Annotated in this window: 24 protein-coding genes; 11 read left to right on the top strand and 13 right to left on the bottom strand. The window is 64.2% G+C overall.

Going from position 1 to position 22,088, the window contains the following annotated elements; all coding sequences use genetic code 11:
* Positions 1-128: 128 nt before the first annotated feature.
* On the top strand, positions 129-1,130 hold the full coding sequence (locus QUH67_RS14235) for a dienelactone hydrolase family protein (protein WP_300947316.1): 1,002 nt from the start codon (positions 129-131) through the stop codon (positions 1,128-1,130).
* Positions 1,131-1,262: 132 nt separating this feature from the next.
* Here the strand turns inward: QUH67_RS14235 and QUH67_RS14230 are convergent, their stop codons facing one another.
* Complete coding sequence (locus tag QUH67_RS14230; protein WP_407080430.1) at positions 1,263-2,114, bottom strand: penicillin-binding transpeptidase domain-containing protein; 852 nt, start codon at positions 2,112-2,114, stop codon at positions 1,263-1,265.
* A 107-nt stretch (positions 2,115-2,221) separates the two neighbouring features.
* Here QUH67_RS14230 and QUH67_RS14225 point away from each other — a divergent pair, with 107 nt between their 5' ends.
* Positions 2,222-3,331, top strand: a complete 1,110-nt coding sequence (locus QUH67_RS14225) for a hypothetical protein (protein WP_300947314.1) — start codon at positions 2,222-2,224, stop codon at positions 3,329-3,331.
* A gap of 16 nt (positions 3,332-3,347) precedes the next feature.
* Here the strand turns inward: QUH67_RS14225 and QUH67_RS14220 are convergent, their stop codons facing one another.
* From QUH67_RS14220 to QUH67_RS14205, 4 genes are all read right to left on the bottom strand, one after another.
* A complete protein-coding gene (locus tag QUH67_RS14220; protein ID WP_300947313.1) occupies positions 3,348-3,614 on the bottom strand; it encodes an EscU/YscU/HrcU family type III secretion system export apparatus switch protein in 267 nt (88 codons plus the stop codon).
* Positions 3,611-5,221 carry a flagellar hook-length control protein FliK gene (gene fliK / locus QUH67_RS14215; protein WP_300947312.1) on the bottom strand — a complete coding sequence of 537 codons (1,611 nt, stop codon included), beginning with the start codon at positions 5,219-5,221 and terminating at the stop codon, positions 3,611-3,613. The genes QUH67_RS14220 and fliK overlap by 4 nt, the downstream gene beginning before the upstream one ends.
* A gap of 70 nt (positions 5,222-5,291) precedes the next feature.
* Positions 5,292-6,065: an ATP12 family chaperone protein gene (locus QUH67_RS14210; RefSeq protein ID WP_300947311.1), complete on the bottom strand. Its 774-nt coding sequence runs from the start codon at positions 6,063-6,065 to the stop codon at positions 5,292-5,294.
* Between the two features lie 134 nt (positions 6,066-6,199).
* Positions 6,200-6,703, bottom strand: a complete 504-nt coding sequence (locus QUH67_RS14205; protein ID WP_300947310.1) for a TetR-like C-terminal domain-containing protein — start codon at positions 6,701-6,703, stop codon at positions 6,200-6,202.
* Between QUH67_RS14205 and QUH67_RS14200 the strand changes: the two genes are divergently transcribed.
* Entirely contained in the window at positions 6,663-6,968 is a 306-nt protein-coding gene (locus tag QUH67_RS14200) for a hypothetical protein (RefSeq protein WP_300947309.1), read from the top strand. The genes QUH67_RS14205 and QUH67_RS14200 overlap by 41 nt on opposite strands.
* A gap of 188 nt (positions 6,969-7,156) precedes the next feature.
* On the opposite strand, the gene QUH67_RS14195 is transcribed toward QUH67_RS14200, so the two are convergent.
* Complete coding sequence (locus tag QUH67_RS14195; RefSeq protein WP_300947308.1) at positions 7,157-7,495, bottom strand: ATPase inhibitor subunit zeta; 339 nt, start codon at positions 7,493-7,495, stop codon at positions 7,157-7,159.
* Between the two features lie 287 nt (positions 7,496-7,782).
* On the opposite strand from QUH67_RS14195, the gene QUH67_RS14190 reads away from it, so the two are divergent.
* From QUH67_RS14190 to QUH67_RS14170, 5 genes are all read left to right on the top strand, one after another.
* On the top strand, positions 7,783-7,965 hold the full coding sequence (locus QUH67_RS14190; protein WP_300947307.1) for a hypothetical protein: 183 nt from the start codon (positions 7,783-7,785) through the stop codon (positions 7,963-7,965).
* 198 nt (positions 7,966-8,163) lie between these two features.
* Positions 8,164-9,210: a TerC family protein gene (locus QUH67_RS14185; RefSeq protein WP_300947306.1), complete on the top strand. Its 1,047-nt coding sequence runs from the start codon at positions 8,164-8,166 to the stop codon at positions 9,208-9,210.
* A 30-nt stretch (positions 9,211-9,240) separates the two neighbouring features.
* Positions 9,241-10,452 (top strand): efflux RND transporter periplasmic adaptor subunit, encoded by a 1,212-nt coding sequence (locus QUH67_RS14180; protein WP_300947305.1) that lies wholly within the window; start codon positions 9,241-9,243, stop codon positions 10,450-10,452.
* A 3-nt stretch (positions 10,453-10,455) separates the two neighbouring features.
* A complete protein-coding gene (locus QUH67_RS14175) occupies positions 10,456-13,689 on the top strand; it encodes an efflux RND transporter permease subunit (RefSeq protein ID WP_300947304.1) in 3,234 nt (1,077 codons plus the stop codon).
* A 14-nt stretch (positions 13,690-13,703) separates the two neighbouring features.
* Positions 13,704-14,633, top strand: coding sequence for a LysR substrate-binding domain-containing protein (locus QUH67_RS14170; protein ID WP_300947303.1), 930 nt, complete (start codon positions 13,704-13,706; stop codon positions 14,631-14,633).
* Between the two features lie 8 nt (positions 14,634-14,641).
* On the opposite strand, the gene QUH67_RS14165 is transcribed toward QUH67_RS14170, so the two are convergent.
* From QUH67_RS14165 to QUH67_RS14155, 3 genes are read right to left on the bottom strand one after another with little or no spacing between them, the layout of a single operon-like run.
* A complete protein-coding gene (locus QUH67_RS14165) occupies positions 14,642-15,838 on the bottom strand; it encodes an RluA family pseudouridine synthase (protein ID WP_300947302.1) in 1,197 nt (398 codons plus the stop codon).
* A complete protein-coding gene (locus tag QUH67_RS14160) occupies positions 15,835-16,152 on the bottom strand; it encodes a HigA family addiction module antitoxin (protein ID WP_300947301.1) in 318 nt (105 codons plus the stop codon). The genes QUH67_RS14165 and QUH67_RS14160 overlap by 4 nt, the downstream gene beginning before the upstream one ends.
* Before the next feature lie 12 nt (positions 16,153-16,164).
* Positions 16,165-16,449: a type II toxin-antitoxin system RelE/ParE family toxin gene (locus tag QUH67_RS14155; protein WP_300947300.1), complete on the bottom strand. Its 285-nt coding sequence runs from the start codon at positions 16,447-16,449 to the stop codon at positions 16,165-16,167.
* A 206-nt stretch (positions 16,450-16,655) separates the two neighbouring features.
* Here QUH67_RS14155 and QUH67_RS14150 point away from each other — a divergent pair, with 206 nt between their 5' ends.
* The 3 genes from QUH67_RS14150 to QUH67_RS14140 are packed head-to-tail and all read left to right on the top strand — an operon-like array spanning position 16,656 to position 18,100.
* On the top strand, positions 16,656-17,090 hold the full coding sequence (locus tag QUH67_RS14150) for a hypothetical protein (RefSeq protein ID WP_300947299.1): 435 nt from the start codon (positions 16,656-16,658) through the stop codon (positions 17,088-17,090).
* Positions 17,091-17,114: 24 nt separating this feature from the next.
* Positions 17,115-17,816, top strand: coding sequence for a winged helix-turn-helix transcriptional regulator (locus QUH67_RS14145; RefSeq protein ID WP_300947298.1), 702 nt, complete (start codon positions 17,115-17,117; stop codon positions 17,814-17,816).
* Positions 17,813-18,100 carry a hypothetical protein gene (locus QUH67_RS14140; RefSeq protein WP_300947296.1) on the top strand — a complete coding sequence of 96 codons (288 nt, stop codon included), beginning with the start codon at positions 17,813-17,815 and terminating at the stop codon, positions 18,098-18,100. Before QUH67_RS14145 ends, QUH67_RS14140 begins: the two co-directional genes overlap by 4 nt.
* A gap of 63 nt (positions 18,101-18,163) precedes the next feature.
* Here QUH67_RS14140 and QUH67_RS14135 read toward each other — a convergent pair whose 3' ends face one another.
* The 4 genes from QUH67_RS14135 to QUH67_RS14120 all read right to left on the bottom strand — a co-directional run bounded on the left by QUH67_RS14135 (position 18,164) and on the right by QUH67_RS14120 (position 22,060).
* Complete coding sequence (locus tag QUH67_RS14135; protein WP_300947295.1) at positions 18,164-18,877, bottom strand: tetratricopeptide repeat protein; 714 nt, start codon at positions 18,875-18,877, stop codon at positions 18,164-18,166.
* Positions 18,874-20,208 carry a replication-associated recombination protein A gene (locus QUH67_RS14130; protein ID WP_300947294.1) on the bottom strand — a complete coding sequence of 445 codons (1,335 nt, stop codon included), beginning with the start codon at positions 20,206-20,208 and terminating at the stop codon, positions 18,874-18,876. The genes QUH67_RS14135 and QUH67_RS14130 overlap by 4 nt, the downstream gene beginning before the upstream one ends.
* The gene (locus QUH67_RS14125) at positions 20,205-21,599 is read right to left on the bottom strand and encodes a DegQ family serine endoprotease (RefSeq protein WP_300947293.1); all 1,395 of its coding nucleotides are present in this window, start codon (positions 21,597-21,599) and stop codon (positions 20,205-20,207) included. Before QUH67_RS14125 ends, QUH67_RS14130 begins: the two co-directional genes overlap by 4 nt.
* A gap of 83 nt (positions 21,600-21,682) precedes the next feature.
* Positions 21,683-22,060, bottom strand: a complete 378-nt coding sequence (locus tag QUH67_RS14120; RefSeq protein ID WP_300947292.1) for a winged helix-turn-helix transcriptional regulator — start codon at positions 22,058-22,060, stop codon at positions 21,683-21,685.
* Between the last annotated feature and the right edge of the window lie 28 nt (positions 22,061-22,088).

Genomic DNA, 22,088 nt, shown 5'->3' with positions numbered 1-22,088 from the left:
TTGAACAAATTACTTAAAGATCGCTGAATTCCGCCCCCGCGGCGTCAGCTCGTGCGGCGCGCCGGACGTTTGACAGCCCCATCGGCGCTTGATCTATTTCCCCAAAACGAAAACATGGGGGAAACAAAATGCTGACGGATTGGCGCGTTACGGCCGCGGCTGCGGCCTTCTGCATCGGACTATTGATCACCTGCATCGAAACCAATGCGCAGTCGTTGCCGAAGGACGTTGCGGCCCGCACCGAAATCTATGCGATCCCGTCGCTGACGATTTCCGACCAGCAATTCCTCACCGGCGACGCCAACGGCAAACAGGTCACGGTGGCCGGCGAATTTCGCATCGCGCAGGGCAGCGGCAAACTCCCCGTGGTGGTGCTCATGCACGGATCGAGCGGTGTCGGCGCCGGTATGGATCCCTGGGTGCGCCATTTCAATACGATGGGGATTTCGACCTTCGTGATCGACGGTTTCAGCGGCCGCGGGCTGACGGCGGTCGGCCCCAACCAGGCCCTGCTCGGCCGGCTCAATTTCATCGTCGACATCTACCGCTCGCTGGAGATCCTCGCCAAACACCCGCGTGTCGACCCTGATCGCATCGTACTGATGGGATTTTCGCGCGGCGGACAGGCCGCGCTCTACGCCAGCCTCGAGCGCTTCCAAAAACTCTGGAACAAGTCAGGCGTGCAATTCGCTGCCTATATTCCGTTCTATCCGGACTGCTCGACCAGCTATGCCACCGATACCGAGACAGTGGCGCGCCCGATCCGGATTTTTCACGGTACGCCCGACGACTACAATCCCGTCGCAAGCTGCAAGGCCTATCTCACCCGCCTGCAGGAAGCCAAACGCGATGTAGCGCTGACCGAGTATCCGGACTCCGCCCATGGCTTCGATGCCGGCCTGCTCGGCCTCAGCACGGTCGCGGTTTCGGCCAATGCCCAGTCGGCGCGGAATTGCCGTCTCAAGGAAGGCGAAGGCGGCGTGTTGATGAACGACGAGACCAAAAAACCCTTCACCTACCAGGACGCCTGTATCGCGCTCAATCCGCATGTCGGCGGCAATCCGGCGACCGCTCAGGAAGCGCGCAAAGCGGTGAGCGAATTCCTGCAGGCGTTGCTCAAGCTGGGATAGTCCGCACGTCATAGCCTGGCGTTCGCCGTCACAGCCGGGCTTGTCCCCGCCATCCACGTCTTACTTTGATTCCGATGACCGGGAAGACGCGGACGCCCGGCACAAGGCCGAGCAGGACGAATGGACATCCAGTCAATACGCCACGATATCGCCGAGGCACTGCTGCACCACCGTCATGCGGGCGGCGATGTGGCTTGGCTCCTTGCAGTCCATGTTCATGGCGAACACGGTGGCGGAAGACCCCTTCTCCACCCAGCCGACCATCCAGCCCAGCGATGGCTTGCCAGCCTCGGCGCCGAGCAACCCGCTCTTGGCGCGGATGGTGGCATCGCCGACCTTGGTTACCGGCAGAATATCGCGCGTCAGTTCCTGGCTGCGCTTCGATACCGGCAGCACGCCGCGGCGCATCCGGTCGACGAAATCGATCTGCTGGATCGGATCGATGCGTAGATTGCCGGTCAGCCAGAACTGGTCGATGCCGCCGCCGATGTCGCGGTTGCCGTAATCCATCAGGTCGACATATTTCTGCATGCGCTCTTGCCCGATGCGGCGCGCGATTTCCTGATAGACCGGCACGGCGGAGACCGCGATCGCCGAGCGCAGCGTGTGATCCTTGTTCCAGGGCTCGATGCTGCGGGTCACCCCGTCCCACTTGAAGACGTCCTTGTCCGGGTCCTCGACCACGCCGGTCTCCAGCGCGATGATCGAGTTCGGAATCTTGAAGGTCGAGGCCGGCAGCCTGCCCTCTCCCGAGCGTACCTTGTCGCTGGCGATGATCAGGTAGTCGTCGACCTTGTAGGCGACGAAAGTGCCCATGGTGCCGAGCGCGAAAAACCGCTTCGAGAGATCGTCGCGAAACTCGCTGCGCTGGTAGGAGACGCTGGCGAAACTGCGGTTGGGAAAAATGCTCGCGGTGGCGAGAAGGCCGAGGGCGTGGCGACGATTGATCACGGACGAGACCTCAAACGACGATGCTGATGCCATCGTGGTAAAACATTGATAACCAAAATGCCAGCGCACACGCCTGGATCATAGTTCGGATTTATTTTCGTCCTTCGATTGTGCTACACGAACGCGCTCTGGAGCACGCAATGCGCTTGATACTCCTGTTTTGCCTGGCGGCCGGTCCGGCCGCCGCCGCACCCTTCGTGCCGCCTGACGTCACCCCGCCCGACCACGTCGTGACGATGGAACTGACATTCTTTGATCGCAAAGGGAGCTCCTCTCAGGTCGTGATCCGCCATGGCGAATGGACCCGCCGCGACAGCACCTACACAACCCCGCCCCAGACCACCTATTATCGGCAAGGCAGCAATGCCTATGTTATTGACAATGGATGGATCACCCACTTTCGGCGCAAGGACCATCTCGAATACGATGACCAAGCTCGCAACACCGGCGAGCGACGGACGCATCTCGGTGAAAGTTGCACGGTGTGGGAAACGGCGCGGAGCAAATCCGACAGCCCCTCCGGCCAAAGCTTCACCAGTCTCAGCTGCTTTACAGATGACGGAATCGAGTTGTGGCGCCGAGGGTTCGGCGTCAAAGGCATTAGTTGGTCGGCCGAGGCGATCCGCATCGAGCGCCGCGCGGTTGCAGCACAGGAGGCCCGACTGCCGCGCGCGCTGCTGGAGCTGAACTGGTGGGACCGCAAGGACCCCGCAACCGCAACGGCGGCTGAGCATGAGACGGTCATGGAGCTTTCGGAAGGAAGGATACTTCCGGATGGATCAAACCCGGCTCCGCCCACCATTCGTACCACGCGCCGGTCCGGCCCGTGGCTGTTCAAGGAGGTGATCGCAGGCACACGGCGGCGGATCGAGATCTCCCATGATTCAATCCGGATGCGCCTGACGTATGAGCGCGGCAGGCGCGACGTGGAAGAGGAACTCACCATCGCGAGGCCCGATCCTGATCCCGCGCAGCCGGAGCCGAAAGCATTCCAGCCTGTTCCCAGCGATCGTTACGATACCGTCCTCGGCGAACGCTGCCGCTGGTCCGACATGACTCCTGGAATGAACGACGGCGGCACGGATGCATGTTTCACAGATGACGGCATCATGCTCAAGGAAGAACACTTTTCCAGGGGCGCCCGACACAGCACATGGACCGCAACGCGCATGGTCCGACGCCCGGTCGCGATCGACGAAGTCAAGCCACCGGCTGAACTGCTGCAGCCGCGCACATGGGACCTCGACTGATTTGGTTTCGCGCGAGCTATCGCACCCGGCCCGACAGCCGCAGCACGAAGATCAGCACTTCGGCGACCGCCTTGTAGAGGTCCGGCGGAATTTCGTCGCCGATCTCGACATGTGACAGGGCGCCCGCCAGCACCTCGTTCTCCTCGATCGGGATGTCGTGTTCCCGGGCGAGTTCGACGATCTTCGCGCCGATGGTTCCCTTGCCCTTGGCGACGACCCGCGGTGCACCGGACTTGTCATAGTGCAGCGCGACGGCAAGCTTGTTCTTGACGTCGACGCTCATAGTGCGCGGTCCAGGAAGTGGCCGGCACGGGCGACCGGAGCGGCGGCCTGCGGCGGCGCGCCGTCGCGGATCACGATGTCGCCGGGCTGGAGTTCGGCGCGGCTCAGCGCCTGGCTCAGTTCGGCGGCGCCGGCGCGCAGTTGCTCCGCCGTGGAAAACCGTTCCGCCCAGATCCGTACCGAGGTCTTGTCGCCCTGCAGCGAGATCAGCGCGTGAACCGGCCCGGCCGGTTCGACGTCGAGCGAAAACCGCGCACGCCACATCCGCTTGGCAGCTTCGACTTCCTGCTCGGCGCCGTCACGCGAAATCTCGAATTGCGCCATCGCCGTGCCCTGCGGCGTCGCGAACGGAATTTCGAAATTCCAGCGCGGCACATTCATGTCGGCCTTCGGCGCCGAATTGTCGATACGGTCCGGCAGCGAGGCGACCTGCAGCAGGGTCTGCCGCGCGATGGCGGCGTCGGTGTCGTCGAGCAGATGATGCGCGGTCGCCTCGAGCGGACCCTGCGGCGCGATCGTCGGTGATGCGATGGGTTGGGCGGTCGGTGGCGCGCCGCGGACCGGTGGCGGTGGCAAGTTGGTGTGAAGGCTCGCATCGGCGCCGCGACCGTCTTTCGAGGGGGCCATTCGCGCCGGGTTGCCAAGCTCCTGCAGTGCTTCCTGCAACAGGTTCAAGGTCGCACCGGCCGAGGGTCCGGCGTCGAGCGCCGCTGCCAGCGGGTTGCGGGCGGCCGCGGCCTGGCCGGATAGCGCGAGGTTTTCCGCGACCGGCAGCCGCGCATGAGGCAGCAGGATTTCATGGACGCCCGGGTTGATCGACGGCGACGGTGTGAGGCTTGCAGTGGTAGCCTGGGACGGCGCCGTCTGCGGGGTGCCAGCAGGCGTCGTCGGGACTGCCGGGGCCGTGGCCGGCGCATTCGCGCCGAGCGCCGACTGCAAGGTCTGACGAAGCACGATCAGCGCGGCCTTGAGGTCGGGAACGCCGCTGGCCGGCACCGAGCCTGCCGCCAGTGACGCTTCGAGAAAAATCCCGGATTTCTGGAACGCCGTCTTGATGTCGCCGCCGCCGAGATTTTGATCGAGGCTGGTCTGTTGCGCCAGCACCTGCGCGATCGCTGCCTGCAGTTTTGGCGGCAGGTTGCTGGCGGAAACCGCAGCACCCAGATTGGCGAACAGCGGCGCCAGGCTGTCCTGCTCGGTTGCTGCGGCTTGCGCGGCGGCGGAGACGGCGGCGCGTTCCAGCGGCGTCAGCACGCTCTTCGGCGACAGAATGGCGGGCCGGTTGATAGCTGCCTCGGCTAGCGCATCAGGTGACAGGGTGATGGCGTCGCCCAGCGATCCGGCGGCGTCGCCGCCAACCATGGCGAGGCGGATACCATCTTTGGTCTGCGTGACCGCGAGCTGCAGGTTCTGGCCCTGCTGCAACGGAACTTCGGTGGACACATCGAGTGAGAGGCTTGCAATCGCGATCCGCACCAGATCGGCGGACAGCACTTTCAGGACCTGCGCGTTGACCACGCTGCCCGGCTGCAACACGAGCTCGGGCGCAATGCCGCCAGCCTCTTGGGCAGCAAGCACCGGGAGAACGGGATTGATCGATATCGCCATGTCCTGAGGTCTCGGCCAAGCCTGCAGGCTACCCCAGCGGCGTAAACCTCTCGTTAACCGGCAAGGCCGCTCAGGCTTTCAGGGCCTCGAGAATGCGCACCGCGGCCCGGAAATCGACCAGCCGGGCGGCCCGGCGGGCGGCGACCTCCTCGTCCACGCCCCATTTTTCGGCGTTCCAGTCCTCATCGACATGGGCGGCCGCCCAGACCTGGTCGGGGTCGCGGACGCCGTGCAGCAGCGCCAGCGCGAGCAACGCCGAGCCGGTCAGCGTCGTCACCACATGCAGGGCGGCCACCGCCCATGGGTCTGCCGGAAACACACTGCGGGCCGCCGTGATCGCCTGCGGCGGCTGGGCGGCGTGCACGATGCCCTCGGACAGGATGAAGTGGGCGCCGAGGTCGTTCGCGGCCCAGGACAGCACGGGGTCCCAGTGCGAAGCTTCGCGCGCGACCAGCGCCTCGGGATGGGCGGCCCGATAGAACAGCAAATCCGAGCCGAGGTATTTTGCGATATCGTCGGCGACGGCATCGACGCGTTCCTCGACCTCGGCGATGCTGTTGGCGAACCGCGTCAGCGGCATGGTCAGGGGATCGATGGTTTCGCCTTGCGCATTCCACTCGGCAGCGATCGCTTCCGCGATGGCGCTGGCCGGCGCCACGACGTGGCGGCCCGAGGGCGTGCGGATCGGCTTGCCGTCGAGCGTGACGAAATACCCGCCCTCGGCGGCGGCGTGGCCGGACTGCTTGTAGAACCGCTTGCGTTGCGGGATGCGCGTGGCACGGCGCACCGCCTCCTCCGGATCGAGCGGCGAATGGCCGGCAACTTCATCGAATAGTTCACGCATGCGGCAGCCAATCGTCGGTGATAACCCAGCTCTGACAATACGATATCGGGGGATGCAAATAAAGCCGATGAGGCCGGGTGACCGGCTGTATTCCGGCGTGTCCGATCGGCTTCCTGCCGTGTGGACGGCCGCGCTCAGGCCTTGCGGGCCGGCCCCCCGAGAGCGGCGCCGATGAGTGACAGCGTATGCCCCATCGCCTTGCCGATCGTTGCCTTGCCGAATCCGACCTGCTCCGCGGCATGGGTTTGCTGGATGCTTGCAAGGCCATGGACCACCGACCAGGCAAACATCGCGTCCTGGTCGACGTCCGAATGCGCGGAGCGACCGGGTAGTTTTCCGATCGCCTCCCGCAGCATCGCGAAGGCCTGCCGGGCCTGCGACATCATCTCCGGATGATCGGCCGGGTTCGGCAATGGCGTGCCGAACATCAACTGGTAATGCAGCGGATGCTTGCGCGCATAATCCAGATAGGATTGCCCGAGGTGGCCGAGATCCCTGTAAGGGTCGTCGCTGCGCGTGCGTTTCGCCAGATCATTGGCGAAGCTTGCACCCGCGACCAGAGTAGCTGTCGCGACGGGACTGATCGGCGGTACGCTATTGACGCTGCTGATCGCGTTCCGGATGGGCGGTGCGCTCAACCACCATGTGGGGGTAGAGCCCGCCGGCGCCGCACGCTTTCCGCTCACCGGGTGGCCCATATCGGTCGGCGATCTGCGCGTGCCGCACTTCTTTGCGACACACATGATGCAGGCGCTGCCGCTTTCCGGCCTGGTTGTGAATCGCGCGCTCCCAACCCAGGCGGCCATCTTTGTCGTATGGCCGGTCGCGGTCGGCTGGATCGCGCTGACGCTATGGCTTTTCCACCAGGCTCTCGCCGGCGTTCCACTTCTCACTTCATGGTGACGCGAGCAACCCGACTCAACTCTTTCTGCCGGCGCGTTCTCGATCGATCGAACCGCTCGTGCTCAGGTCCGCGCAAGTCCAGAATACAGCATGTGCGGCGTCAGGGTGGGTCTCACCGCTCCTCCAGCCTCCGAAAATAGTCTGGGTGCGCAATACGGCATCGGTCGATGCCAACAGAGCGGTTCCTGCTATCCGCGACGGCCCATGATGGCCACCGGATAGCTCTGCGCAAGACCAAGGCTGACCCGCATCGCCACCTCTTGAAAATAGCTGCGCAACTGACGGTCGCTGAGCGGCCTGCCGCGGGAAGACAGGTCGGTGGCGACCTTCGCAATCACGTCGTCATGACCGGGACGATCGCTATCGGCCAAATGGACGGACCATGCATAGGCCTCAATCGCATCGCCTTCCAGGCCCATCCGTTGGCCAGCCCAAAGTCCGAAAAGCACGTTCCGACGAGCGATTTCCCCCTCTGGGGTGTCGTATTCGCAATCATTAGGGTCGATCGCCTTCAAAGACAACGTCATGGCCTTCCTCTCTCTTCGTCACCCGTCCGGGTTCGCCTTCGTTGGTATCGGCTACGCTCCAAGGACGCCAATTGGATTGTCCAATGGCGTCCATTGGGGATCTGCGGACTCGCGGTCCGGGCTCGCTCGAGGCAATGCGGCGCACCGCAAGCGCGAAATCCCCGCTGCAAACACCATGGCGCGACGGAAGGTCCATTGAATTCTTCAATGGGAAGCAGCCGTAGAACTCATTTCAAAAATTCTCCCGGGCCGGACATAACTCGGCCAGTTCGAAAGGAGAGCTAGCCATGAAGACCGGCATGCGGCCAATGGACGTGCAGTCGCCGTTTCTGAGAGACGACCTCAGGCAATATGAAATCCCGGCGCGCGCTGGCACGGCGTCTCCCGCTCGCGCGATCGTCGTCCGGAAAGAGCTGTACGTTCCGAACGCCACGCGCTCCGACAACGCGACACAATCGACGGACGGCTGAAAAATACCCCCCCGCACCCCGAGCCTGATCGCTTACCCACATGGCAATGGCCCAGAACAACGATACCCGCCGGGCTGCGCTGCGTTCGGACGACACGGTCGTGACAGTGGGCTCAACCGCCTTCTTCGTCGCTGGCAAAACGCGCAACATCGGACGTCGGCCGCGTCCTCTGCCTGACACCGGCATCTAGAGGGCCGCATGCCTTTCGACATCCTTGGGCTCGATTATCTGGGCAAGCCGCTTTGGGCGTGGCTGCTGTTCTGCGGTATCGTCGCCATCCTGCTGGCGTTCGACCTTGGCGTCCTGCACAGAAAGGTGCGCGAAATCGGGGTCCGCGAAAGCCTGCTGCTGTCCACCGCCTATATCGGTATCGCGCTCGTCTTCGGCGCTTGGGTCTGGGTGGACATGGGCGGCGAGAGCGGTGCGGCATATCTCACCGGCTTCTTCGTCGAGAAGACGCTCGCGCTCGACAACGTGTTCGTGATCTCGCTGATTTTCTCTACGCTTGCCATCCCGCCGCATCTCCAGCACCGGGTTCTGTTCTACGGTATCCTCGGCGTGGTGGTGATGCGCGCCATCATGATCGCTTTCGGAACCGCACTGATCCTGCAATTCGGCTGGTTGCTGCTGGTGTTTGGCGGGATCCTGGTGGCCACCGGCGTGAAAATCCTGGTCGTTGCCGAAAATCCGTCCGCCTGGGTCGACAACCGCCTGATGCGGTTCATGCAGCAACGTCTGCGAGTAACCAAGGCGCTGCACGGCGACGCTTTCCTGGTACGCCTGCCAAATCCTGCCGGCACCGGCTCACTGCTTCACGTCACGCCGCTATTCCTCGCGCTGGTCATGATCGAGTTCGCCGATCTCGTGTTCGCGGTCGACAGCCTGCCGGCGATCTGGGCGATCACTACCGATCCCTACATCGTCTATACGTCGAACATCTTCGCGATCCTCGGGCTGCGCGCGCTGTATTTCGCGCTGGCCGCCAGCGTGCACCGCTTCCGCTACCTGAAACGCGCGCTGTCGCTGGTTCTGATCTTCATCGGCCTCAAGATCTTCTGGAACCAGATCTTCGGAAAATTCGATCCGTTGATCTCGTTAGGCGTGACCTTCGCGCTGCTGGCGGGCAGCGTGATCTTCTCGATCTGGAAGGCAGGGAAGGACGAGGCCGCGCAGAAAGCGACTGCCGATCCGGCCTTTGCCCGCTCGCCGCCAGATCGGGCCGCGGACGCTTCCGCCTCACGCTGACATCACTCCACGGACCACACGAGAAATACCATGACAAGCCATACCACCACCTGCGCCTGCCCGGCCCGCCGAGCCTCCGCGAATGGCTGCCGATCAAGCAACAGGCTGCGGCTGGCTTTCCTGCCGCGCAACCTGGCTGCGTTGGTCGGGTTCGCCATCGCCGCGGCCTTCCCGCCCCTGACATCGCCTCTCGCGGCCGAACCCGCGGACGTCGCAATCCCGATGGACGAACACGAGATTCGCACCGCGGGAATCGTAACGTCCCCGGTTTCGCCGGAGCGCGGCGAAACCGAATTGTCGCTGCCGGGGACAGTGGCCATCCCGCCCTCGCAGCTTCGCGTGGTCGCCGCGCCGGCGAACGGCCTGCTCGAGGCGGTGCTGGTCGCTACCGACGAAAACGTCGTCGCAGGGCAGCCGATCGCGCGACTGCGCTCGCCAGATCTGGTCGAAGCGCAGCGGCAGTATCTCGCCGCTCTTTCCGACGAGGCATTGTCCGCCGACCGCCTGCGCCGCACCCGCTTTCTATGGGAAAACCGGGTGACGCCGGAACGCGAACTACGCGTCGTCGAGACGGAATCCGCCAACGCCAAGTCGCGACTCGACGAACGCGCCCAGATCCTGGGCCTGATGGAAATGTCCGAGGCTGACATCGACACGCTGCGGAACTCGCGGCGGATCCTCAGCTCGGTCACCGTGCACGCACCGATATCCGGCACGGTGGTGCGCCGCGAGGCCAGTCCCGGCCAGCGGGTCGAGGCCGCGGCGCCGGTGGTCTCGATCGCCGAGCTGGATCCGCTCTGGATCAATATCCAGGTGCCGGCGTCGCGCCTTCCGGCGATCACGGTGGGCCAGGCCGTCGTGATCCCGGCCTATGGCGTGCAGGGACGTGTCGTCCGGATCGGCCGCACCGTCGATGCCTCGACGCAGTCAGCCGTCGCGGTCGCCGAAATCGGTTCGGCCAACGGCGCGATCCGCGCCGGCCTCGCCGTGCTCGCGACGATTCGCATCAGCCAGAACGGCGCACCACAGTGGTCGGTGCCGGCGACGTCGGTGGTGCGCCATCGCGACCGGAGCTGGATCTTCGTGAAGGGCCCGCGGGGCTTCCTGGCGCGGCCCGTCCAGGTCATTTCGGAAAACGCGCGCAGCGCTTCGGTCCGCGGCGCGCTTGCCGCCACCGATGAGGTCGCCGATCGCGGCGTCATCACACTGCTGTCGGAACTCGCCGCCGCGGACAAGGAATAGGCCATGTTTTCCGGATTAGTGGATCTCGCGCTCAAGCAGCGTCTCATCGTGTTCATCGGGGCGCTCTCGCTGGCCGTGTGGGGCGCACTCGCCTACCAGAAGCTTTCGATCGACGCATTCCCGGACGTTGCGCCGATCCAGGTGCTGGTTTCGATGCAGGCGCCCGGCCTCACCCCCGAGGAGCTGGAGAGCCGAGTGACGACACCGATCGAGCTTGCCGCGCGCGGCATCCCGAACCTGGTGCGCATGCGCTCGACGACCCGATACGCGGTCGCGCTCCTGACGTTCGAGTTCGCCGATGGGACCGACATCTTCTGGGCTCGCGCGCAGGTGAACGAGCGACTGCAGGAGGTGCGCGACCAGCTTCCGGCCGGCAGCGACGGCGGCCTGGCCCCAATCGTGACGCCGCTCGCCGAGATGGTGATGTTCACCATCGAATCCCCGTCGCTGTCGACGCAGGAGAAGCGCTCGCTGCTCGACTGGACGATCCGGCCGGCGCTGCGCAGCCTGCCGGGGGTCGCCGATGTCAATGTGCTGGGCGGCCACGTGCGCACCTTCGAGGTGATCCCTTCGGCCTCCGCCATGGCGGCGCGCGGCATCACCACCCAGATGCTCGAGAAGGCCGTCGAGGTCAACAACCGCAATGACGGGGCTGGACGCATCCGCAGTGGCGAGGAAGCATTGCTGGTGCGGTCCGAAGGACGCATCCAGACACTGGACGACATCCGCAACACCGTGGTGGCGACACGCAACGGCGTGATCGTACGGGTCAGCGACGTCGCCGATGTCAGATTCGGCTCGCTCGCCCGCAACGGCGTGGTAACCGCCGAAGCGGCCGGCGAGGCAGTCTGGGGCATGGTGCTCGGTCTGCGCGGCGCCAATGCGCGCACCGTGGTGGACGGCGTCAAGGCGCGCTTTGACTCCCTCGCGCCGCAGTTGCCCCAGGGCGCCCGCATCGTGATTTTTTATGACCGCAGCGAATTGATCGGCAAGGCGGTCTGGACGGTGCAGAAGGTGCTGCTGGAGGCGATCGTGTTCGTCATCATCCTGCTGCTGCTGTTCCTGGGAAACCTGCGTTCGGCGCTTGTGGTATCGCTGATCCTGCCGCTGGCGGTGCTGACGACCTTCGGCGTGATGCGCATGCTCGGCTGGTCGGCCAACATCATGTCGCTCGGCGGCCTTGCGATCGCGATCGGCCTTCTGGTCGATTGCGCGGTGGTGGTGGTTGAAAACGTCGAGCACCGTCTTTCCACGGCCGAGAAGCCCGATCTCCCAACGCGCCTGCGTCTCACGCTGGAGGCGACCCGCGAAGTCGCTGCGCCGCTGGTGTCGGGCGTCGCCATCATCATCCTGGTGTTCATGCCGCTGCTGGCCCTGCAAGGTCTGGAAGGCCGGCTGTTCAGCCCGGTCGCACTGACAATCGTGGTGGCGCTGGTCGCCGCGCTGGCGCTCTCGCTCACGGTGGTGCCGGCCCTTTCCGCCCATCTGCTGCGGGCCGGCGCGCATGCCGAGCCTTGGTTGGTGCGCAAGCTGCACGCCGGCTACGATCCGCTGCTTGCTTATGTGATGCGGCGACCCGCCGGCCTGTTCGTGGCGGTCGCGATCGGCATTGCGGCGACCGCCGTGGTGTTTCCGCGCATCGGCAGCACCTTCATGCCTATCATGGACGAAGGTACGCCCGTGATCACGATACGCAAGCACCCAACCATTTCGATCGACGAAGCGACGCAGACGGATCGGCGCATTCAGCAGGCACTCAAGCAGGAGATTCCCGAGATCAAGCGGATCATCGCGCGGGCCGGCGCTGACGAACTCGGCATCGATCCGGTCGGTCTCAACGAGACAGACATGTTCATGACCCTGGCCCCGCGCAACGAATGGCGCGGCCGTGACATGCGCTGGTTCCTCGGCGAACTGCGCCGCGTGCTCGACGGTATCCCGGGCATCAACTATGCGCTGACTCAGCCGATCGACATGCGGGTCCAGGAAATGATCATCGGCGCGCGCGGCGACGTCGTCGTCAAGGTGTTCGGCGACGACATCGCGACCTTGAACCGGGTGGCGCGCGACATCGCCGCCGCGATCAAGACAGTCCCGGGAGCGATCGACGTTTTTGCGCTTCGTAACGCCGGGATGCGCTATTTCACGGTGGCGGTCGATCGGGCCCAAGCCGGCCGCTTTGGGCTGAATGCCGAGGAAGTCCAGGAAGCGCTGAGAGTCTGGGTCGACGGCCGCCGGCTCGGCATCGTGCTCGAAGGCCAGGTGCGCACGCCCCTGGTGGTCCGCGGCGAAGAGCGTCAGCGCGCCTCCGCATCCGATCTTGGACGGGTGCCGATCGTGCTGCCCGGTGGCGGCACCGTCGAGCTGGGTCAAGTCGCCAGTATCCGCGTCGAGGACGGTCCGATACAGGTTATTCGCGAAGAAGGCCAGCGCTTCGCCACCATTCTGGCCAACGTGCGCGGGCGCGACTTGGTCGGCTTCGTCGACGACGCCAAGGCGGCGGCATCGCGAATTGACCTTCCGAACGGCTATTCTCTGGTATGGGGCGGGCAGTTCGAAAACCAGCAGCGGGCCGCGGCGCGTCTGTCGATCGTCGTGCCGGTTGCGCTGGGCGCCATATTCCTGCTGCTCTACATGACGTTTGGATCGATGCGGCAGGCGTTGCTCGTCTTCTGCAACGTTCCGTTCGCCACCATCGGCGGCGTGATCGCTCTCTGGGCGTCGGGCGAGTTCCTGTCGGTCCCCGCCTCGGTCGGCTTCATCGCCTTGATGGGCATCGCGGTGCTCAATGGCGTCGTGCTGATATCCTACATCAACGAAGTTTGTGGGCGCAGCAAATTGCCGTTCCGCGAGGCGGTCATGGAAGGCGCAAGACGCCGGCTACGACCGGTTACCCTCACCGCCTCGATCGCGGCGCTTGGGCTGGTGCCGTTCCTGTTCGCCGACGGACCGGGCGCGGAAATCCAGCGGCCGCTCGCGATCGTGCTGATCGGCGGCCTCATTACCGCAACCGCGCTTACACTCTTGCTCGTTCCGGTCCTCTACGACCGGCTCGCCCTTCCCAGGGCCGAGCGGCGCCGGCTGAACGAGCCGCAGCGTCATGCCGACGTTTCGCTACCGTCGGAAGGCGGCCAAGTAGCTTGCCAGGAGCCGGGGCCTGCCGCACCGGTTCGTCGGACCGATCCTGTCAGGCCGCCATCGGGCGAGCTCACCGCGCCCGACGTCGGGCATCTGTGAAACGGTTGACTTCGATGGTACGGTTCAGGGAGGAACGGCAGACAGGTTTCAATTTGAGCACGCCCTTACCCCCCTTCGATTTCGATTTGCTGCGGACATTCGTGGCGGTCGTCGACAACGCCAGCTTCACGCGGGCCGCGGAACGAGTCGGGCGCACGCAATCCACCGTCAGCCTGCAAATCAAGAAGCTCGAAGAAGGTCTCGGTCGCCGTGTCTTCGAGCGGGACGGCCGCGATTTCCTGCTTACTCCCGACGGCGAGATCCTGCTCAACTACGCCAGGCAGTTGCTGCATCTGGCCGATGAAGCCCGTTCCCGCATCCTGGAGCCCGACATCGAAGGCAGCGTTCGACTTGGCACGCCCGAGGACTTCGCCACCGTCTACCTGCCGGACATTCTGGCCCGCTTTGCGCGCGCGCATCCGCGCGTCGCGCTCGAGGTCAACTGCACGTTCAGCTTCAGCCTGCTCGAAGGCTTTTCCAGGGGGGAGTACGACCTGATCATGGTCAAGCGCGAGCCCCAAGGCCCGGCAGGCGGCATCGCGGTCTGGCGCGACGTGCTGGTCTGGGTCACCGGACCAAAGCTTGTGCTGGACTCCAATCAGCCCCTTCCGCTGGTGCTGGCACCAGCACCCGACGTCTATCGCAAGCGAGCACTTGCAGGTCTGGAGGCCAACAAGCGAGCATGGCGCATCGCCTACACCAGCCCGAGCAGCGAGGGCCTGCAGGCTGCGGTGCGCGCGGGTCTCGGCGTCACGGTGATGTCCAAGGACATGGTGCCGGAAGGCCTGATGCTGCTGGGAACCGAACATGACATGCCCCAGATGCCCGATGCCGAGATCGCGCTGTACCACGCTCCCGGAGCGCTGTCCCCGGCGGCCCAACTCCTGTCAGAGCACATCATTCACTCGCTGGAATCGACTCGGCTGAATGCAATCATGATTTGAAGGCCCGGCTATTCCTCCGGCGCGTTTTCGATTGGGTCGAACCGGTCATGCTCGAGCCCGAGCAGGTTCCAGGATTGCAGCATGTGCGGCGGCAGCGGCGCGCTGGCATCGATGAAGCCACCGCGCGGATGCGGGATCACGATCCGCCGCGCCAGCAGATGCAGGCGGTTCTGCAGTCCACCCGGCAACTGCCAGTTCTCCTTGTTGAAATATTTGGGATCGCCGACGATGGCGTGGTCGATATGGGCCATGTGCGCGCGCAATTGATGGGTGCGGCCGGTCACCGGCTTCAGCGAGACCCAGGCGAGCTTTTGCGCGGAGGTCTCGACCACGGCATAGTAGGTCACCGCGTGGCTGGCGCCCTCGTCGCCATGCTTTGCCACCCGCATGATGCTGTCGTCCTCGCTCTCCTCCTTGGCCAGATAGGTCGAGATGCGGCCCTGCTTCGGTTTCGGCACGCCGGCCACCAGCGCCCAATAGATTTTTCGCGCCGAGCGGTGGCGGAACGAACCGGTCAATGCGGTGGCGGCAAAGCGGGTTTTGGCGATCAACAGACAGCCCGAGGTTTCCCGGTCCAGCCGGTGCACCAGCCGCGGTTTCTGCCCCTTGGCGTCGCGCATCACTTCCAGCATGTCGTCGACGTTGCGCGTGATGCCGGAGCCGCCCTGCACGGCTAGCCCTGCAGGTTTGTTCAGCACCATGACGTCGGCGTCCTCGAACAGAATCATGTCCTTGAGCGCCTGCAGCGTCTTGGTCGCAGCCTCCGAAAGCTGCCCAACGCCTTTTGGCGTATCGAGCTTGAGCGGCGGGATGCGCACGCTCTGGCCTTCTTCCAGCCGGTCCTTGCTGTCGGCGCGCTTGCCGTTGACCCGCAACTCGCCTTTGCGAACGATGCGCTGGATATGGGAGAACGACAGGCCCGGAAAGCGCGCCTCGAGGAAGCGGTCGACGCGCATGTTGTTCTCATCGGCGGTGACGACAACGGTCTGAACCTTGGTCGGCAGCGGCGGCAGCTCCGGCGCGACCTTCTCCGGCTCAGGCACAAAGGGCTTTGCTGCACGGGGCGGCGCAGCCGGAAATCGCGCCGGCGGCTTGCCGCCCGGACGAAACGACTGCGGCCGCTCGGCCGCCGAGCCCCGATACGGACGCGCGCCCTTGGGGCGATCGCCGGCCGGGCGGAGAGGTTTTTTGACGCGACGGCTCATGCCGATTTTCCAAGTTTTCGAGTGGTAGGACGGGTGGCACGGCGTGGTAACACCGCAATCTTCGCGCCGACCTGGCTTTCGGCGAGACGCAGCTCGTAATTCTGCTGCAGGTTCATCCAGAATTGCGGGCTGGTGCCAAACCAGTGCCCCAGACGCAGCGCCGTATCGGCCGTGATGCCACGCTGGCCGTGGATGATCCCGGTGATGCGGTTCACCGGCACATCAATCTGACGCGAAAGCTCCGCAGCACTCAGGCCGAGCTCGCGCAACTCTTCGGCAAGATGTTCGCCGGGATGGATTGGTGTACGAGGCACGATGGTCTTTCCTCAATGATAGTCGACGATCTCTACCTCGACAGGCCCGGGCATCCCGTCGGGCCATGCGAAGCAGATATGCCATTGATCGCTTATCCGAATTGAAAACGGCCCAGCACGATCGCCCTTGAGCGCTTCCAGGCGATTGCCCGGCAATCCTGCCAAGTCAGCGAGGCTCGTCGCAGCATCCAGCCGATCAAGACGCATCTCGGCCTGCCGTGCGAAACCCGAGAACTCCTTGACACGCTGACCGGAAGCAAACCGCTCGGTGCGCCTATCCCGATAGCTCACGATCATCGCCCGGAAAGGTAGCAAGATTTACGACTTACGTAAAGTGTAAATCTATCGATATCAGGCAGAAATCCGGCTTCCGCTGATTGCTCAGCGGATGGTGCGGATGACGTCGCTGCTCGCCCTCGTTGCAGCCCTGCTTGCGCAGTGTCGCTTGACTCCAGATTTTGTACTACTTACTATAATAAATGTAGTAACCTGGAGCTTTTCCGATGTCAGCGACATCCGACATTGCCCGCTCAACGGGCTCACGGGACTTCTGGCTGGGATTCGCCGCCTATCTGCTGCCGACCTTTCCGATCGCGTTCATCTGGCATCTCGTCCTGTTCGAGCAGAAGTACCGCGCGCTCCATATCTACCGGGATGAGCCGATCATCGCCTTCGGACTTGGTTCAATGATCATCCAGGGCGCGATCTTCTCGTGGTTGTTCCCGCGCGTATTCAACCGAGGCAGCGATTCATTCGTGAAAGACGGGCTGTTGTATGGTCTCGGCGCGGGCCTGCTATCGTGGTCATTCACCACGCTCGCGGTTGGAGCCAAGAATGTGATGGCTTCCGTGCCGGATTTCGTGCTGCTCGAAACCGCGTTCACGATTCTGCAATTTGCGATCGTCGGCCCGTTGATCGCGCTTGCCTACCGAAGATGATGCGGACGAAATCAGCCTGGAAACATGAGCAACCTCCACTACCCGCAGTTCTGCGCACTTGCCCGCGCGGCGGAAATCATCGGCGAGCGATGGACCCTGCTGATCATCCGGGAGCTTCTTCTCGGTCCGAAGCGATTTGGCGATCTGCTGGATCATCTTGACGGCATGAGCCCCACATTGCTGACCACGCGCCTCACCGCCCTGATCGAATCCAATATGGTGCGGCGAACCGCCCTGCCGCCTCCGGTCAATGCACAGGTGTACGAGTTGACGGAGACCGGCCGGGAGATTCAACCCGCGATCCGGGAGCTGATCCGCTGGGGCGGCCGGTTCTTGTTCCCGCCCGTGTTGGGCGACACGTTCGAGCCGGATTGGGTGCTGCTCGGCCTCGATGCCATCGCCAAGCGCTCACCGGCGCCGGAAATCAGGGTCGGGCTGGTGGTTACCTACGGTAAGAAATCAGCTGGCTTTACCGTGGCCGGCAGCGATTCCGGAACGACGATTCAGAAAGGTCTTACCGATTGCAGGGGAACGCTGGAAGCTCCCTTCGACGCGGTGCTGCAGATCATCGGCAAGAGCGTATCGCTGCAGGATGCGATCGACACGAAACGCGTAAGTGTCAGCGGCGCCATGTCACCGGTCCGCAAACTTCCCCTTCTGTTCGATCTCGCCGATCGAAGGCGCACCAACCCTCATACCCAGATCGATGAAAGGAAACGCACGTGAAAAAATTTGTGTTGCTGCATTACGGATTTGAGAAGCCCACTCCGGAAATCATGACCGCGTGGGGCAAGTGGTTCGAAACAACCAAGCCCCATACCGTCGATATGGGCGGATTCGGCAGTGGTCGCGAAATCTCCAGGAACGGAACGAAAGATCTGCCGCTTGGACCCGACTCGATCACCGGCTTCACGATCGTCAATGCGGCGAGCCTCGACGACGCCGAGAAGCTGGCCGAGGGCAACCCGTATATTTCGAGTATCCGGGTCTACGAAATAAGGTCGGCTTGACGCCGGCGGCGTTGCGGCGAACAGCGTGCTACCGGGTCGCGCCGTATCCGGGGCGGCGCCGGGCTATTTGCACTGCGCGACGTTCCGCACCGCCGTCAGGTCGCTGATGGAATTGTTCGACGGCCGCCTCTTGGCAGCCTCCTCCGCTGCAGCGCAGGCGGCCGCCGGGTCGCCGTTCTGGAATCTCGCCCAGGCGAGATTGGTCCAGGCATCGCTGAAATCAGGTGTCTCCTTGACCGCCTGGTCCAGCACCTCCTGCGCATCGCGCGGCCGCTTGGCGATCAGCAGCAGGCGGCCGTAGTCGGCCTTCAGCGCTTTCACCGGATTGGGCTGCTTGAGTGCGATCTTGAACAACTCGTCGGCGGCGTCGAAATCGCTGAAGCGCGCCTGCGCGATCACCGCAAAGCCGTGATAGATGCTGCTCTGTTCGGGCGAGACGAGAAAGGCCTGGTTGAAGCGCACCGCAGCCTCACGCACCTTGCCGGCCTGGATCGCAATCCAGGCGCGCTTGGTGATTTCCCCAAAGGCCTTTTCGCGGGACCCGGAGGCGCCGATGATGGCGGTAACGAACTTCTCGTCCTCCGCCTTCTGCTCCGCGGTCTTGGCCGCGAATCCAAAGAACGGCTGTTCGTTCATCGGCGCCGTGAAGCTTCGCTTTGTCACCTGCACACCGGGCGCGACCTCGACGGTTTCCGCGGCCGCTGGGAACGTGCACGCCAGCGTCACGAAAGCGGCAGCCCGGATGGCCTGTGCAAGATAGCTCCGAAAACTTTTCATTCGCGCTCACGCTCCCTACGCAACTTCGTCCAGTAATCCAGCCGCTTGCGAATTTCGCGCTCAAAACCGCGGTCGGGCGGATCGTAGAAGGTTTGCCGCCCCAATGCTTCCGGAAAGTAGTCCTGCCCGGAGAAGGCGTCGGGCGCGTCATGGTCGTATTCGTAGCCGGAACCATAGCCTTCCGACTTCATCAGCTTGGTCGGCGAATTCAGAATATGCTTTGGCGGCAGCAGCGAGCCGCCTTCCTTTGCCGTGCGCATCGCCGCGCCAAAGGCCTTGTAGGCGGCGTTGGATTTCGGCGCGGTGGCGAGATAGATCACGGCCTGCGCGATCGCCAGTTCGCCCTCGGGAGACCCGAGAAAATCGTAGGCATCCTTGGCGGCATTGCAGACGGCGAGCGCCTGCGGATCGGCAAGGCCGATGTCCTCGACCGCCATCCGCACCACGCGCCGTGCCAGAAACAGCGGATCCTCGCCGGCGTCCAGCATGCGCGCGAGATAATACAGCGCCGCATCCGGATCGGAGCCGCGCACCGATTTGTGCAACGCCGAGATCAGATTGTAATGGCCGTCGGCGGATTTGTCGTAGATCGGCGCCCGGCGCTGCAAGATTTCCTGCAACTGCGCGGCGTTGAAGATTTCGCCCTTGCGGGCCGCGCGCCAGACCTCCTCGGCCAGTGTCAGCGAGGCGCGGCCGTCGCCGTCGGCCATCCGCACCAGCGCCGCGCGCGCCTCCGCATCGAGCGGCAGTTTTCTGCCCTCGGCCTTCTCGGCGTGCGCGAACAATTTTTCGATCGCGGCGGCATCGAGCGAGTGAAACACCAGCACGCGCGCCCGTGACAACAGCGCGGCGTTGAGTTCGAACGACGGGTTTTCCGTGGTGGCACCGACCAGCACCACCGTGCCGTCCTCCATCACGGGCAGAAACGAATCCTGCTGGGCGCGGTTGAAGCGGTGCACCTCGTCGACGAACAGCAACGTGCCCTTGCCCATCTCGCGCCGGGCGCGCGCCGCGTCGAACACTTTCTTGAGGTCGGCGACGCCGGAAAACACCGCGGAAATCTGTTCGAAATGCAGTTCGGTGGCGTCCGCCAGCAGCCGCGCCACCGTCGTCTTGCCGGTGCCGGGCGGTCCCCAGAACACCAGCGAGCCCAGCGTGCGCGTCTCCAGCATGCGCGTCAGCGCGCCGTCGGGGCCCAGGATGTGATCCTGGCCGACGACATCGGCGAGCGAGCGCGGCCGCAGCCGGTCGGGCAGCGGACGCGGCGCATCCTCCGCCATCCCCGCCGCGGCGAAGAGGTTGGCTGCCTCGCGGGGCTGCTTGGGGCTCATCCGCCCAGCGTCACGTTGATCTGCTGGCCGCCGCGTACCACGACGATACGCCACAGCCTGGCTCCCGCTTTGGACGCTTTGTCGAGATCGCTGGTCTTGCCGATCTTCTGATTGTTGACAGCCAGGATGATGTCGCCCTTCTGAAAGCCGACGCTGGCGGCGGTGCCGCCATCGGCGAGTTCGATCACCACGACGCCCTCGGTCTGCGAATCCAGACGCAACTCGTCGGCGATCGCCGGCGAAATATTGGCGACCTTGGCGCCCTGGAACGGCGAGCGTCCGGAAAGGACGATTTCGTCGCGGTTGGTGTCGGGCGCGGTCTCCAGCGGCACCGTCAGTTTCATGGTCTTGCCGGAACGCTGCACGTCGATCTGCGCCGAGCCGCCGAGCTGCCGCGTGGCGAAGCGATAGTCGAACGCGTTGGGGTCATCGATCGTCTGCCCTTCGATCGCAACAATCAGGTCGGACGGCTTGAGACCGGCGCGGGCGGCCGGACTGTTCGGCGCGACATTGGCGATCAAGGCGCCATTCGGCAGTTTCAATCCGAGGGTCTCGGCAATCTCGGGCGTCACCGCCTGCAGTTTTGCACCGAGCCACGGCCGCTTGACCGCCTTGCCGCCGCTCTTGGCGGACGCCACCACGACGCGCACCATGTTGGCGGGAATCGCAAAGCCGATGCCCTGCGAGCCGCCGGAGCGCGAGAAGATCGCGGTGTTGATGCCGGCGAGCTTGCCAGTCATGTCGACCAGCGCGCCGCCGGAATTGCCGGGATTGATCGCGGCATCGGTCTGGATGAAGAACTGATAGTCGGTGATGCCGACCTGCGTCCGCGCCAGCGCCGAGACGATGCCGTGCGTGACGGTCTGGCCGACGCCGAACGGATTGCCGATCGCGAGCACGAGGTCGCCCACCAGCAGCTCGTCGGAATTGGCAAAGTCGAGCGTCGCGAATTTCTCCCGCCCATCCTTCACCCGCAGCACGGCCAGATCCGTGCGGCTGTCCTTGAGCACGATCTCGGCCTCGAACTCGCGCTTGTCGGCGAGCGAAATCTTGACCTGATCGGCGCCCTCGATGACGTGGTTGTTGGTGACGACAAGCCCGGATGCATCGACCATCACGCCGGAGCCGAGCGAACGCTGCATCTGCTCGGGCTGCATTCCCGGCACGCCGAAGAAGCGGCGAAAGACCGGGTCGTCCAGCAGCGGATTGCGGTTCTGGACGGTCTTGGCAGCATAGACGTTCACCACCGCCGGCTGCGCGCGCTGCACGATCGGCGCGTAGGACAGCCGCAGCTCGGTGCCCGAGGCCGGCACACGCCGTTCCTGCGCCAGGACGGGCGTTGCGACGACGGCGGAAACCAGCAGCAGGGCGAAGGAGCGGATCGAATTCATGCGAAATCCCGGAATTTGGCGCGACACATATAGTCGCGCGGCTGCAACGATAGAAGACAAAATGGACACAATACCGGCGGCAGTCAGGCCGCGCGATCAGGCGCTGTGACGGCGTCGGGCGCGGGCGCACCGGACAGCCGTTCCTGGTGGCCCTCGCCCCACGCCCGCAGCGTCTCGATCACCGGCCGCAGGCTCTCGCCGATCTCGGACAGAGTGTATTCGACCCGCGGCGGGACCTCGGCGTAGACCTTGCGGATTACGAGCTTGTCGTCCTCGAGCGCGCGGAGCTGCTTGGTCAGCATGCGTTGGGTAATTCCCGGCATCCGCCGCCGCAACTCGCCAAAGCGCTGGGTGCCGGCCTGCAGGTGAAACAGAATGACGCCCTTCCACTTGCCGTCGATCAGGTCCAACGTCGCCTCGACCGCGCAGCCGGGCCTATGGGCAAAATTTCGCCGTTTCATGACAGTTTCCCGAATGTTGCCCAATAGT

It is taken from the genome of Bradyrhizobium roseum (genome assembly GCF_030413175.1).
GTDB classification, from domain to species: Bacteria; Pseudomonadota; Alphaproteobacteria; order Rhizobiales; family Xanthobacteraceae; genus Bradyrhizobium; species Bradyrhizobium roseum.
Note: the sequence above shows the minus strand (reverse complement) of the source record. Positions and strands in the feature narration are given on the sequence as shown.

Excerpts from the sequence above, each read along its gene's own strand:
- QUH67_RS14235 (WP_300947316.1), top strand. The coding sequence starts at position 129 with ATGCTGACGGATTGGCGCGTTACGGCCGCGGCTGCGGCCTTCTGCATC.
- QUH67_RS14230 (WP_407080430.1), bottom strand. The coding sequence starts at position 2,114 with ATGGCATCAGCATCGTCGTTTGAGGTCTCGTCCGTGATCAATCGTCGC.
- QUH67_RS14225 (WP_300947314.1), top strand. The coding sequence starts at position 2,222 with ATGCGCTTGATACTCCTGTTTTGCCTGGCGGCCGGTCCGGCCGCCGCC.
- QUH67_RS14220 (WP_300947313.1), bottom strand. The coding sequence starts at position 3,614 with ATGAGCGTCGACGTCAAGAACAAGCTTGCCGTCGCGCTGCACTATGAC.
- fliK (WP_300947312.1), bottom strand. The coding sequence starts at position 5,221 with ATGGCGATATCGATCAATCCCGTTCTCCCGGTGCTTGCTGCCCAAGAG.
- QUH67_RS14210 (WP_300947311.1), bottom strand. The coding sequence starts at position 6,065 with ATGCGTGAACTATTCGATGAAGTTGCCGGCCATTCGCCGCTCGATCCG.
- QUH67_RS14195 (WP_300947308.1), bottom strand. The coding sequence starts at position 7,495 with ATGACGTTGTCTTTGAAGGCGATCGACCCTAATGATTGCGAATACGAC.
- QUH67_RS14190 (WP_300947307.1), top strand. The coding sequence starts at position 7,783 with ATGAAGACCGGCATGCGGCCAATGGACGTGCAGTCGCCGTTTCTGAGA.
- QUH67_RS14185 (WP_300947306.1), top strand. The coding sequence starts at position 8,164 with ATGCCTTTCGACATCCTTGGGCTCGATTATCTGGGCAAGCCGCTTTGG.
- QUH67_RS14180 (WP_300947305.1), top strand. The coding sequence starts at position 9,241 with ATGACAAGCCATACCACCACCTGCGCCTGCCCGGCCCGCCGAGCCTCC.
- QUH67_RS14175 (WP_300947304.1), top strand. The coding sequence starts at position 10,456 with ATGTTTTCCGGATTAGTGGATCTCGCGCTCAAGCAGCGTCTCATCGTG.
- QUH67_RS14170 (WP_300947303.1), top strand. The coding sequence starts at position 13,704 with ATGGTACGGTTCAGGGAGGAACGGCAGACAGGTTTCAATTTGAGCACG.
- QUH67_RS14165 (WP_300947302.1), bottom strand. The coding sequence starts at position 15,838 with ATGAGCCGTCGCGTCAAAAAACCTCTCCGCCCGGCCGGCGATCGCCCC.
- QUH67_RS14155 (WP_300947300.1), bottom strand. The coding sequence starts at position 16,449 with ATGATCGTGAGCTATCGGGATAGGCGCACCGAGCGGTTTGCTTCCGGT.
- QUH67_RS14150 (WP_300947299.1), top strand. The coding sequence starts at position 16,656 with ATGTCAGCGACATCCGACATTGCCCGCTCAACGGGCTCACGGGACTTC.
- QUH67_RS14145 (WP_300947298.1), top strand. The coding sequence starts at position 17,115 with ATGAGCAACCTCCACTACCCGCAGTTCTGCGCACTTGCCCGCGCGGCG.
- QUH67_RS14135 (WP_300947295.1), bottom strand. The coding sequence starts at position 18,877 with ATGAAAAGTTTTCGGAGCTATCTTGCACAGGCCATCCGGGCTGCCGCT.
- QUH67_RS14130 (WP_300947294.1), bottom strand. The coding sequence starts at position 20,208 with ATGAGCCCCAAGCAGCCCCGCGAGGCAGCCAACCTCTTCGCCGCGGCG.
- QUH67_RS14125 (WP_300947293.1), bottom strand. The coding sequence starts at position 21,599 with ATGAATTCGATCCGCTCCTTCGCCCTGCTGCTGGTTTCCGCCGTCGTC.
- QUH67_RS14120 (WP_300947292.1), bottom strand. The coding sequence starts at position 22,060 with ATGAAACGGCGAAATTTTGCCCATAGGCCCGGCTGCGCGGTCGAGGCG.